The organism is Photobacterium sp. SP02 (assembly GCF_038519165.1).
GTDB classification, from domain to species: Bacteria; Pseudomonadota; Gammaproteobacteria; order Enterobacterales; family Vibrionaceae; genus Photobacterium; species Photobacterium halotolerans.
Genome location: NZ_JASJOJ010000006.1, coordinates 60,512 through 72,566, shown reverse-complemented (window position 1 = coordinate 72,566; position 12,055 = coordinate 60,512). Strand labels below are relative to the sequence as shown.

Sequence of the window (12,055 nt, the reverse complement as noted above, 5' to 3'; positions counted from 1 at the left end):
TTGTCACAGTTGAATGAATTCAATGCTTAATTTTACCCATAAGCGCAAAAGTGTAACACGTATTCTGGCCCCTGTAGCCCTTGCCGTGATTCTGGCAGGCTGTTCAGCGCCAGGCACTCAGCCAACGTCTTACTCTGCGGATATCACGGCGCCTGCCTCTGACTCCGCTGCCAGCTACCTGCTCAAAGCAGAGTCGTCTGAAGGTGCAGCTAGCATTGACTGGCATATACTGGCTCTTAAAGCGCTGATCAAAGAGGGCCGCTGGCCGCAGGCTGATCAGCAAGCCAATAAGCTGGCCGGCATGAACCTGTCTCCGGTGCAAATGGCTGAATGGCAGTTAGCGCGTGCAACCCTGCGCTACCAGCAAGGCCAGCCCAAAACCGCGCTTGAGACGCTCAACTTCCTGCCCTGGTGGACTCTGGCCGACAGTCAGTACCGTCGCTATCACCTGCTGCGTGCCGAGCTGTTAACGCAGACGGAACAACACTTTGCCGCCGCCAGGGAGCGCACAGCGCTGTCACAGTATCTCAACAGCAGCGAGAGAGAGGTCAACTGGCAGAATCTGTGGCAGGACTTGTCTCAGTATAATAACCACCAGCTTAAAGCCGCCAGCATCAGTGCGGATGAAACCGTGCTGCAGGGCTGGGTGGCACTCAGCATGATCAAAAATGCCTCTGCTCAGCGCCCGGTCAGGCTGAAATCCGAGGTCGAACAATGGCTGCAAAACCATCCTGAGCACCCGGCCAACAGTTACCTGCCGAAAGAACTGCAGGCCATCATGAGCCTGGAAGTGGTAGAGCTGGAAAAAGTTGCACTCCTGCTGCCTTTGTCTGGCAAATTCGAAAGCCAGGGCAAAGCCGTTCGCGATGGCTTCCTCAATGCCATGCTGGAAGATACCGAGCGTAACCCGAATACCGAGCTGTCGATTTACGATACAGAATCCGAACCTATGTTCAGTATTGTCAACAAGCTCCAGCAAGACGGCATTCAGCTGGTGATTGGCCCGCTTCAGAAAGAAAAAATCACCGAATTTCAGTCTACCGAAGGCGGCAATGTCACAGAGCTGGCGCTCAATGAGCCGCAGAATCTGGATCTGAGCCAGCCCAACACCTGCTATTTCTCCTTATCTCCCGAGCAGGAAGCCGAGCAAGCCGCACAGCATTTATATGCCAAAGGTCACCGCAGCCCCATGGTCATGGCACCGGCCAATGACTTTGGCCGACGGGTCAGCCAGGCGTTCATGATGAAATGGGAAACACTGACCGGCACCCAAGCAGAACGCCAGACCTTTGGTTCCAGCCGTGACATTCAGAACCAGATGGCGGCCGTATTTGGCTTAACCGACAGCCGGACCCGCAGCCAGCAAATGGAGCAGGTGCTGGGTATGTCACTGGAAACCCAGGCGCGCAGCCGTCGCGATACCGATGCGGTGTACCTGATTGCCAACCGGAATGAAGTAACGCTGCTTAAACCCTTTATCGAAGTGGCGATCAATCCGGATGTCACGCCGCCAAAACTGTACGCCAGCTCACGGACTAACCCGGACAACAACGCCAACGTCAGTGAACTGTCCGGGATTGAATTTAGTGATATCCCTCTGCTCGCGGCGCCGGATCAACCCTTCATGGAGCAGTTTGAACAGTTGTGGCCGGGGCAGAAGAACAGCGCCATCCGGCTCCATGCTTTTGGGATGGATGCCTACCGGATGATCACTGAATTGCCTCAGATGAAAGTGGTTGAGCATTACAGCACCCAAGGTAAAACCGGCCAGCTGAGCATAGACGATCATTGTGTTGTTCAGCGTCAGTTAGACTGGGCGGTATTCACACCCAATGGCATTGCACCTGTTCAATAAGCGCCGTCAGGGGTACCATTACGAGTCACTGGCCGAGCAGTATCTGCAACGCCAGGGACTTTCTGCCATTGCCCGCAACGTTCACAGCCGGGGTGGTGAGCTTGATCTCATCATGAAAGACGGTGATTGCTGGGTATTTGTCGAGGTAAAGTACCGTGCCCATAACCGTTTCGGTTCTGCGGCCGAGGCCGTCAATTGGCGCAAGCTGCAACGCATGAAGCGTGCTGCACTGTACTGGCTGCATTCAAAAGGCATGGCTGCCGAACACTGCCAGCTGCGTTTCGATGTTGTCACCATAGAAGGGACTGACCACGCAATCTCGTGGCTGACCAACACTTTAGTTGAAGAGTAAAACATGCTAGAGAGCATTAAAGAAAACTTTACCGAAAGCATCCAGACACAAATTGCAGCGGCTGAAGCATTGCCAGACGCCATTTCCCGCTCTGCCCAGGTGATGGTGCAAAGCCTGCTGAACGGCAACAAGATCCTGTGCTGCGGTAACGGGGGGTCCGCCTCTAATGCCCAGCATTTCGCATCCTGCCTGATTAACCGCTTTGAAACTGAACGTCCCAGTCTACCGGCATTCTCGCTCACCGCAGACACCACCACACTGACGGCGGTGGCGAACGACTATCATCAGGACGAAATTTTCTCCAAGCAAATTCGCGCCCTGGGTCAGCCGGGTGACATACTGCTGGTGTTCTCTACCAGCGGGAACAGCAAGAACATTATCAAAGCCATGGAAGCCGCTCTGACCCGCGACATGAACATCATAGCGATGACAGGTAAAGACGGCGGTGTTATGGCCGGACTGCTGGGTGTGCAGGATGTCGAGATCAGAATTCCGTCGCAGCGTACCGCCCGCATCCAGGAAGGTCACCTGCTGACGGTGCACTGTCTGTGCGATCTGATTGACCAGATTCTTTTCCCGCAACACGAAGGGTGATCATGCAACGCTTGCTTCTCATTTTGATTTTGCCGCTGCTGCTCCAAGGGTGCGGTACCTTGCTGCAAACCGATCCCCGCAGCGGGCAACAGCAATGGCGAGATCAGCACATTGCTATGCAAATTGGTGGCCTAGTCAATAAGCCGCCTTATCAGGGCAAAGTCAGGGTCAATGCGATATCGACTGAAGGCCGGGTTTTGCTGGTTGGTCAGGCGGTGGATCAAGCCACTGCCGGGCAATTAGCTGACGCGGTACAAGAGCTGGCTAGCGTGAAAGAGGTCTATAACCAGCTTCAGATCGGCCCGCTCCCTACCCTGTCTGATGTCGGTCTGGACAGCTGGTTAACCACCAAAGTGAAAGCGCAGCTGATCGCCAGTAAAAAGTTGCGGGATTCAGCGGTACAGGTGGCAACGGAAAACCAGCGGGTTTACCTGCTCGGCTTTGTGACCAGAGAGCAAGGCAATATTGCGGCGGATGTCGCACGCAATGTGGAAGGGGTTAAACACGTGATCAAAGCGTTTGAATACACAGACTGAGCCAGGTCATCGGTATTCAGAAAGCATCAGATAAAGAAAAACGCAGTGCTTCGAAAGAAACACTGCGTTTTTTATGTCCGTCAAAGTGGATTACTTAACCACTGTGAGGCTTGGGCGACCGCGTGGACGAGGTGGTTCTTCCTCTGAAACAAGCTCTTCGACAGCATCAGTCAGACTGACCGGTGACAAATGCTCTTCATCACCGACAGCATCTGCTGCGTCAAACACGCCCTCTTGCTCGCTGTTTGCCATTTCATAGCCGGGTTCGGGTTCAAACATAGTGCCTGCTCCATTTTCCCGTGCATAAAGCGCCAATACAGCCGCAAGAGGCACTGCTACAGCATGCGGACGGCCACCAAAGCGGGCATTGAAGCGCACAGCATCATTGCCCAGTTCAAGGTTACCGATAGCACGCGGCGCAAGGTTCAGCACAATTTGTCCGTTACTGACAAATTCCTGCGGAACCTGCACATCAGGCAGTGTTGCATCAACGACCAGATGCGGAGTCAGATCATTATCCACAAGCCAGTCATAGAAAGCCCGCACCAGATAAGGTCGGCGCGGGGTCATCTCGGCCATCTCCATCACTGACCAGCCAGACGCATTTCGCGCTCAGCTTCTGTCAGCGATGCAAGGAATGAATCACGTTCGAAAACGCGCGTCATGTATGCCTTCACTTCTTTCGAACCAGCACCGTTAAGCTCAATACCCATAGAAGGTAAACGCCACAGTAACGGCGCCAGGTAGCAGTCGACCAGGCTGAACTCTTCACTCATGAAGTAAGGAAACTCAGCGAATACCGGTGACAGCGCCAGCAGCTCTTCACGCAGTTGTTTACGCGCTTTATCCGCTTCATCAGCTGTGCCTTTCTGCACTTTTTCCGCCAATGAATACCAGTTACGCTCAATGCGATACATCATCAGGCGGCTGTTACCACGAGCAACCGGATACACAGGCATCAGAGGCGGGTGAGGGAAACGCTCATCCAGGTATTCCATAATAATGCCGGCCTGATACAGAGCCAGTTCACGATCCACCAGAGTTGGAACAGAATTATATGGATTCAGGTCAAGCAGATCCTCAGGTAGGTTGTCTGGTTCAACCAGCTCAATCTCAACACTTACACCTTTTTCTGCAAGTACAATACGCACCTGATGGCTATACATATCCGAAGCATCAGAATACAGCGTCATCACAGAGCGTTTATTGGCAGCTACAGCCATCAACCCCTCCAGTATACTCATATACACAAAAAGCAACGGGGGCTCTTGCCCCCATTGCGAGTTTCTTAACGCACTAGATTACCCGATCAATGGACATCGCGCCAATATTCTTTCTTCAGCAGCAAGGCCAGAACAAAGAAGATAACGATAAAGCCCATCACCCACAGGCCCAGACGCTGACGTTCCAGCTTCATAGGTTCTGCCGAGTATTCAAGGAAGTTAACCAAATCACGAACCACTGCGTCATATTCTTCAGGGCTCAGTTCACCATTACCTTCAGTTTCCAGGCCAACAAACTCCTGTACTTCCTGACCATCAATGGTGCGTGTCTCAAACACCTTACGTGGCGTCCCCTGCAGTTCTTCCAGCACGTGTGGCATACCCACACTTGGGAAGATCAGGTTGTTGACACCAAACGGACGGCTTGGATCGGCGTAGAAAGAACGCAGATAGGTATACAGCCAGTCAGCTCCACGCACACGGGCTACCAGAGTCAGATCCGGCGCCGGGGCGCCAAATGACGCCGCGGCGTAATCTTCTGAGATCGCATTGGTCATCAGATCGCCGATCTTGGCATTTTCATCAAAGATCAGGTTTTCCATCATCAGGTCAGCCGGGATATCCAGATCTTCCGCTACACGCTGGTAACGCTGATACTGAGTGGCATGGCAACCAAAACAATAGTTAACAAAAGTACGTGCACCGCGCTGCAGTGAAGCTTCGTCCGACAAATCATTGTTTGCCGCATCAAGGTGAACATTACCACCGGCAGCCATTGCCAGAGACGGCAACAGAGCCAGCAGCATAACCATCAGCTTTTTCATTTGAATGTGACCCTCTCTGGTAGCGGTTTCGTCGCCTCATTCTTGCTGTAGAAATACAACAGCACGAAGAACATGAAGTAACCGAGACTGAAGATCTGCGCCATCAAGGTGTATACCGCAGTGGCAGGAAGCGCACCCAGAATACCCAATGCAATGAAGCAGACAGTGAACTGAGCGATGTTTGCCAGGTGCAGCTTGCTGCGGTAACGGTAAGAACGCACTTTGCAGCGATCCAGCCAAGGCAGCAAAAACAGCATGACAATTGACAGGCCCATCGCAATTACACCCAGCAGTTTGTCAGGAACCGCACGCAAAATCGCATAGAAAGGCGTGAAGTACCATACAGGTGCAATGTGTTCCGGTGTCTTCAGCGGGTTAGCCGCTTCAAAGTTAGGTGGCTCAAGGAAATAGCCGCCCATCTCAGGGTTAAAGAAAATCACATAACTGAACAAGAAAGCGAAGATAGCCACACCAACGAGATCTTTCACCGTACCGTAAGGATGGAACGGCACTGAATCAATGATGTCGTACTTATTGGTGTAGTACTCGTGGAACTTGAATCGAGACTGGTGGTTGTCACCTTTCGCGCCTTTTGGCAGCTTGGTTTCAATACCATCCGGGTTGTTCGAACCCACTTCGTGCAGCGCCAGAATGTGCAGCACAATCAGCAGCAGCAGAACAATTGGCAATGCAATAACATGCAGCGCAAAGAAACGGTTCAGTGTGGCACCGGAGATCACGTAGTCACCGCGAATCCACAGTGTCAAATCATCACCGATAACAGGAATGGCACCAAACAGAGAAATGATAACCTGGGCACCCCAGTAAGACATCTGACCCCAAGGCAGCAGATAGCCCATAAAGGCTTCAGCCATCAGTACCAGGAAAATCAGCATGCCGAACAGCCACAGCAATTCACGCGGCTTTTTGTAGGAACCGTAAATCAGGCCACGGAACATGTGCAGATATACCACAACAAAGAACGCCGAAGCGCCCGTGGAGTGCATATAACGCAGCAGCCAGCCGTAATCTACATCACGCATGATGTATTCTACAGAGGCAAAGGCACCATCACCTGATGGAACATAGTTCATGGTCAGCCAGATCCCGGTCAGGATTTGGTTAACCAGAACCAGCATGGCCAGTGAGCCAAACAGATACCAGAAGTTAAAGTTCTTCGGCATCGGGTATTCAGACATATGCTTTTTATAAGCATTCATCACTGGCAGACGTTTTTCAATCCAACCCAGCAAGCCTTCCATTATGCCGTCTCCTCATCTTGACCCACTAAAATCGTGTTGTCGTTCAGGAACATATGAGGCGGTATCACCAGGTTAAGCGGTGCTGGCACCCCTTGGAAAACCCGACCAGCCATATCAAACTTAGAGCCGTGGCAAGGACAGAAAAAGCCAGCTGGTACGCCACTGACCTGCTCATTGAAACTGTCCGGCAGGTAAGTTGGAGAACAGCCAAGGTGGGTACAGATCCCGACGGCAAGAAAGATTTCAGGTTTAACTGAACGGTATTGGTTTTGTGCGTAAGCAGGCTGCTGAGGTTCAGTGGCCTGCGGATCACGCAGTCGATCATCGTGTGTCGGCAGCTCATCCAAAATAGCCTGGCTACGGCGTACAACCCATACAGGTTTGCCTCGCCATTCTACGCGGATCATCTGGCCTTCTTCTAATTTACTGATATCAACTTCAACTGGCGCGCCCGCAGCCTTGGCTTTGGCGCTAGGATTCCAGGATTTGATAAAGGGTACGGCGACAGCGACTGCACCTAAGCCTCCAACAACCGAGGTCGTCGCAGTCAGGAAGCGGCGTCGGCCGTTACTTACTGGCGCTTTGCTCATCCAACATTCTCCCATGTGCTCCCGCTCAGGATTATTCTTTCCATCTGCGTCCCTGGAGCTTACGGCTAACTTTCTACGGAAAGACTCAACAGCTTATTGATTAAGAATTTTCATGCTGCTATTTATCGCGGCAAATGATAAAGAAAACCCCACTTTAAGACAAGGTAAACACCGCAAATGTGAGAGATTTGTGGGGTTAATTTCCTTGGCCGTCAAGATGAAAAAATGCAAACTATGGTGTCAATTATTCAATTTTTTTGACAAGATCCCTGAATGTCGCCGACAAAACAGCATTAAGCGCCTTAACAAAGGTTCCCGTTAAGGATAAATCACCCCTTAGCCTGGCTGCTACCCATCGCACTACTGCACGCTGACAGTGCGCCGGCCGCCGGCACTCTGCAATTTTTCTTAGCGCGTAAACGCAAAAAGCCCAGCACAATGGCTGGGCTTTGATGTACACAGTAACCAGAGAAACCTCTGGTGCGTTGAATTAACGCTTAGAGAACTGTGGACGACGACGTGCTTTACGCAGACCAACTTTCTTACGTTCAACGCGACGTGCGTCACGAGTAACGTAGCCAGCGGCACGCAGAGCAGGACGTAAAGTCTCATCGTACTCCATAAGAGCGCGAGTGATACCGTGACGGATCGCACCAGACTGACCAGTGATACCACCACCTTTAACAGTGATGTACAGATCCAGTTTCTCAGTCATATCAACCAGCTCAAGAGGTTGACGAACAACCATGCGAGCTGTTTCGCGGCCGAAGTACTCTTCGATGCTGCGCTTGTTGATTACGATATTGCCAGTACCCGGTTTTACGAAAACGCGAGCAGCTGAGCTTTTGCGGCGGCCAGTGCCGTAGTATTGATTCTCTGCCATTGTCATGTTCCCCAATTAGATGTCTAGAACTTGTGGCTGCTGTGCAGCGTGGTTGTGCTCGCTACCTGCGTAAACTTTCAGTTTACGGTACATAGCACGGCCTAGAGGACCTTTAGGAAGCATGCCTTTAACAGCAATTTCGATGATCGCTTCTGGCTTTTTCTCCAGCAGCTTGTCGAAGCTGATAGTTTTCAGACCGCCGATGTAGCCAGTGTGACGGTGATACATCTTATCAGTACGCTTAGCGCCAGTAACTGCTACTTTCTCAGCGTTGATAACAACGATGTAGTCACCGGTGTCAACGTGAGGAGTGTACTCAGGCTTGTGCTTACCACGCAGACGAGATGCGATTTCAGTTGCCAGACGACCCAGTGTTTTACCTTCAGCGTCAACAACATACCAGTCACGTTTTACAGTTTCTGGTTTAGCAACGAAAGTTTTCATGCTAATTCTTACCCAATTTTAAATAGTTTCACTTTCCAAGAACGCAAAGCGCTCTCTCTGTATATAGAGCCCAGTCATCACCCCTTCGAGTGGTTGGCACTCCCGGCATAACGCCGTCACAGGTACGGTGGGTCGCGAGAGTATACGGAAGCATGGGGAAAAAATCACCTTTTTTTCCAAAAAAGTTCAGCTATTTTTCCAGCTAAAATAGCGCTTCCGTTAAGCCAGATGCGGCCTGGCCAAATATTCATGACTCTGCATTTCAATCAGACGAGAGCAACAGCGCTTAAATTCAAAGCTCAGGCGCCCGGATTGATACAGCTTGTCCATTTCTGCTTCCGCCGAAATGATCAGCTTGACATGGCGCTCGTAAAACTCATCGACCATGGCAATAAAACGGCGGGCAGCGTCATCGTCTTTTTCGGTCAGCACAGGTACGTCAGACAAAAGGACGCTGTGATAGGTATGCGCGATATCCATATAGTCTGACTGACTGCGCGCCCCGCGGCACAGCGCATCAAAGGTAAAATGCACCACCCCTTCCGCTTCATGGCGGGTAGCAATCGGCCTGTCATTGATCAGTATGTCCTGGCCCTCATGCCGGGGATCTGCGGATAACTGCATGAAATAGCGGTGCATATTCTCTTCTGCGCTGGCATCGAGCGGCCAGTGGTAAATTTCAGCCTGCTCCAGTGTCCGCAGACGGTAGTCGACACCCGAATCGACATTCACCACCTCACAGTGTTCTTGAATTAACGCAATGGCAGGCAAGAAGCGCGCACGCTGCAGGCCATTTCGGTACAGTTGATCCGGCGGAATATTCGAGGTGGCCACCAGAGTAATGCCGCGGCGGAACAAGGCCTCGAACAAGGTACCCAGTATCATGGCATCGGTGATATCTGACACAAAAAACTCATCAAAGCAGATGATGTCCGTGTCCTGCTTGAACCTGTCCGCCACTCTTTCCAGCGGATCGCTCTGGCTGCCAAGCGACTGCATCTCTTTATGGACGCGGTGCATGAAACGGTGGAAATGCATCCGCATTTTTCGCTCCGTCGGCAGACAGTCGAAAAAGGTGTCGACCAGGTAGGTTTTGCCACGTCCGACGCCCCCCCAGAAGTACAAGCCTTTGACCGGTTTGACCGGTTCCGCAGCCTGGCGCTTGAACAGCCGGCTCACCAGAGAAGGTTTTAATGGCTCTGGTGGCGGGGCCTGCATGCGATGATAAAGATCATTGAGGTGAGAAACCGCCATTGCCTGGGCAGCGTCAGGCAAAAAGCCCGGTTTTTTCAGATCTTCTTGATAGCGTTGTTCGGGAGTCATCCTCATCCTGCTCAGTCACCGATAGCTGTACGCCCGGTGACAAGTTTGCCGGACTCACAGCGTCTAATATGTCCATCTTTGGTCGTAGATAGTACCACGACACTTCATGTGCATGTATAGTAACTAGATAACCACCCAATAAGCACATATCGCTTTTGAAATAACAAAACAGGTCAACCTGTTGTACTCACAGTCACAAGGAGTTTTTCATGGCTTGGATCTACGCGATTTTGATTTTCGCAGCCGGCGCGCTGGTCGGTGCCTTTGCCGCCCGCTTGGGGAACAAAAACCTGAAACAACAGAAAGAATTGCAAAAAGAGCTCGATAAAACCAAATACCAACTGGAGCAGTATCGCCAGGAATTGGTTGATCATTTCGCCCGCAGCTCTGACCTGCTGGACAACCTGGCAAAAGATTACAGCAAATTGTACGAGCACATGGCAAAAACCTCCGCAGAGCTGATGCCAAATCTGCCGGAACAGGATAACCCCTTCTCTCAGCGTATCAGCACACTCACACCTATCGCTGATGAGCCAGAAACCGAAACACCAGAGCTGGACACCCATCAGCCCCGGGATTATGCCAACGGCGCGTCCGGCCTGTTGCGAGCTGAGCAGAAGCAGGCAGAAGCAGCCAAAGCCAGTTAAGAATTGTTACAAATTTGACATTTATTGGAACTTTGCTCCGGTTTACAAGTCACAATTAGCACTTGTTAAACCGGAGTTGAGTAATGATGAAAAAACCTTTACTTGTAATGACTGCGCTGGCGTTAAGTATTAGCGCAGTGATGTCCCCAATCACTGCTTCCGCTGCGCTTCCTTTGGCTGTTAATGATCAGCAACTTCCCAGCCTTGCCCCCATGCTGGAACAAGTGACTCCTGCTGTGGTCAGTATCGCAGTAGAAGGCAAGCATGTTGCCAAGCAAAGAGTGCCCGAAGCATTCCGCTATTTCTTCGGCCCTGACTTCCCCAGCGAGCAGGTTCAGGAGCGTCCATTCCGCGGCTTGGGATCCGGGGTCATTATTGATGCAGATAAAGGCTATGTAGTTACCAACCACCATGTCATTGACGGCGCAGATAAAATCCTGGTTCAGCTGCATGACGGCCGCGAACTCAAAGCCGAGCTGATAGGCAGTGACGGCATGTCAGACATTGCCTTGCTGCGCCTGGACAACACCAAAAACCTGAAGGCCATCAAAGTTGCCGACTCGGATCAACTGCGCGTCGGTGATTTCACCGTGGCCATTGGCAACCCGTTCGGGCTGGGTCAGACGGTCACCTCAGGGATTGTCTCGGCGCTGGGCCGCAGCGGACTGAATATCGAGAATTTCGAAAACTTTATTCAGACCGATGCCGCCATTAACAGCGGTAACTCGGGCGGTGCGTTAGTCAACCTCAATGGTGAGCTCATCGGTATCAATACCGCGATTCTCGGCCCCAACGGCGGTAACGTCGGTATTGGTTTTGCCATTCCGGCCAATATGGTGAAAAACCTGACCAGCCAGATCCTGGAATTTGGCAAAGTGAAACGTGGCGTGCTGGGCGTTCAGGGCGGTGAGCTGACATCAGAACTGGCTGAAGCCTTTGGTTACGAAACCAATCACGGTGCCTTCGTCAATCAGGTCATGCCCGGCTCCGCGGCTGAGAAAGCCGGCCTGAAAGCGGGTGACATCATAGTGTCAGTCAACGACAAAGAAATTCGCACCTTCAGCGAATTACGCGCCAAAATTGCCACGCTCGGCGCTGGCAAAGACGTCGACTTAGGCGTACTGCGTGACGGAAAAGAGAAAGAGTTCAACGTCACCTTGCAAGAAGCCGAGATGAGCAACCTCAAGGCCGATCATCTGCATGAAAGCCTGGCCGGTGCCGAATTCAGTAACACCACGGCTGACGACAACACCAAAGGGGTGAAAGTCACCAAGATAGATCCCCAGTCACTGGCGGCCCGCTACGGACTGAAAGAAGGTGACATCATTATTGGTCTCAACCGCCAGCCTATCGGTAATCTGGGGCAGCTGCGCAAAGCCCTCGATAGCAAGCCTTCCGTGCTGGCGCTGGAAATCAGACGAGGCAATAACGAGCTTTACCTCATTATCCGCTGACGCAATCTGGTCCGGGCAACTGCCCGGACTGTTTTTCCTGCGGCATTTCTGTCATCTCCTTCCCGCTT

14 protein-coding genes are annotated in these 12,055 nt (G+C 51.9%); 6 read left to right on the top strand and 8 right to left on the bottom strand.

Annotation, left to right across the window (positions count from 1 at the left end):
* Positions 1 to 22 precede the first annotated feature (22 nt).
* The 4 genes from P0Y67_RS04465 to P0Y67_RS04450 are packed head-to-tail and all read left to right on the top strand — an operon-like array spanning position 23 to position 3,337.
* The gene (locus P0Y67_RS04465; RefSeq protein ID WP_342390900.1) at positions 23 to 1,855 is read left to right on the top strand and encodes a penicillin-binding protein activator; all 1,833 of its coding nucleotides are present in this window, start codon (positions 23 to 25) and stop codon (positions 1,853 to 1,855) included.
* On the top strand, positions 1,833 to 2,207 hold the full coding sequence (locus P0Y67_RS04460; RefSeq protein ID WP_342390899.1) for a YraN family protein: 375 nt from the start codon (positions 1,833 to 1,835) through the stop codon (positions 2,205 to 2,207). The genes P0Y67_RS04465 and P0Y67_RS04460 overlap by 23 nt, the downstream gene beginning before the upstream one ends.
* Positions 2,208 to 2,210: 3 nt before the next feature.
* Entirely contained in the window at positions 2,211 to 2,801 is a 591-nt protein-coding gene (locus P0Y67_RS04455; RefSeq protein WP_342390898.1) for a phosphoheptose isomerase, read from the top strand.
* Positions 2,802 to 2,803: 2 nt separating this feature from the next.
* On the top strand, positions 2,804 to 3,337 hold the full coding sequence (locus tag P0Y67_RS04450) for a BON domain-containing protein (RefSeq protein ID WP_342390897.1): 534 nt from the start codon (positions 2,804 to 2,806) through the stop codon (positions 3,335 to 3,337).
* A gap of 90 nt (positions 3,338 to 3,427) precedes the next feature.
* Here the strand turns inward: P0Y67_RS04450 and sspB are convergent, their stop codons facing one another.
* The 8 genes from sspB to zapE form a co-directional block, all read right to left on the bottom strand.
* On the bottom strand, positions 3,428 to 3,922 hold the full coding sequence (gene sspB / locus P0Y67_RS04445) for a ClpXP protease specificity-enhancing factor (RefSeq protein ID WP_342390944.1): 495 nt from the start codon (positions 3,920 to 3,922) through the stop codon (positions 3,428 to 3,430).
* The gene (sspA, locus tag P0Y67_RS04440) at positions 3,922 to 4,560 is read right to left on the bottom strand and encodes a stringent starvation protein SspA (protein WP_027253690.1); all 639 of its coding nucleotides are present in this window, start codon (positions 4,558 to 4,560) and stop codon (positions 3,922 to 3,924) included. Before sspA ends, sspB begins: the two co-directional genes overlap by 1 nt.
* An 86-nt stretch (positions 4,561 to 4,646) precedes the next feature.
* The gene (locus tag P0Y67_RS04435) at positions 4,647 to 5,384 is read right to left on the bottom strand and encodes a cytochrome c1 (protein ID WP_337112753.1); all 738 of its coding nucleotides are present in this window, start codon (positions 5,382 to 5,384) and stop codon (positions 4,647 to 4,649) included.
* Positions 5,381 to 6,646, bottom strand: a complete 1,266-nt coding sequence (locus tag P0Y67_RS04430) for a cytochrome b (RefSeq protein WP_342390896.1) — start codon at positions 6,644 to 6,646, stop codon at positions 5,381 to 5,383. The genes P0Y67_RS04435 and P0Y67_RS04430 overlap by 4 nt, the downstream gene beginning before the upstream one ends.
* On the bottom strand, positions 6,646 to 7,236 hold the full coding sequence (gene petA, locus P0Y67_RS04425; RefSeq protein ID WP_120513397.1) for a ubiquinol-cytochrome c reductase iron-sulfur subunit: 591 nt from the start codon (positions 7,234 to 7,236) through the stop codon (positions 6,646 to 6,648). Before petA ends, P0Y67_RS04430 begins: the two co-directional genes overlap by 1 nt.
* A gap of 490 nt (positions 7,237 to 7,726) precedes the next feature.
* Positions 7,727 to 8,119 carry a 30S ribosomal protein S9 gene (gene rpsI, locus P0Y67_RS04420; RefSeq protein ID WP_027253694.1) on the bottom strand — a complete coding sequence of 131 codons (393 nt, stop codon included), beginning with the start codon at positions 8,117 to 8,119 and terminating at the stop codon, positions 7,727 to 7,729.
* 15 nt (positions 8,120 to 8,134) lie between these two features.
* Positions 8,135 to 8,563, bottom strand: coding sequence for a 50S ribosomal protein L13 (rplM, locus tag P0Y67_RS04415; RefSeq protein ID WP_027253695.1), 429 nt, complete (start codon positions 8,561 to 8,563; stop codon positions 8,135 to 8,137).
* Between the two features lie 219 nt (positions 8,564 to 8,782).
* Entirely contained in the window at positions 8,783 to 9,886 is a 1,104-nt protein-coding gene (zapE, locus tag P0Y67_RS04410) for a cell division protein ZapE (RefSeq protein ID WP_342390894.1), read from the bottom strand.
* A 209-nt stretch (positions 9,887 to 10,095) separates the two neighbouring features.
* Here zapE and zapG point away from each other — a divergent pair, with 209 nt between their 5' ends.
* Both zapG and P0Y67_RS04400 read left to right on the top strand, forming a co-directional pair.
* A complete protein-coding gene (gene zapG, locus P0Y67_RS04405; protein WP_192015835.1) occupies positions 10,096 to 10,533 on the top strand; it encodes a Z-ring associated protein ZapG in 438 nt (145 codons plus the stop codon).
* Positions 10,534 to 10,616: 83 nt separating this feature from the next.
* Positions 10,617 to 11,987 (top strand): Do family serine endopeptidase, encoded by a 1,371-nt coding sequence (locus P0Y67_RS04400; protein ID WP_342390893.1) that lies wholly within the window; start codon positions 10,617 to 10,619, stop codon positions 11,985 to 11,987.
* Positions 11,988 to 12,055: the final 68 nt, after the last annotated feature.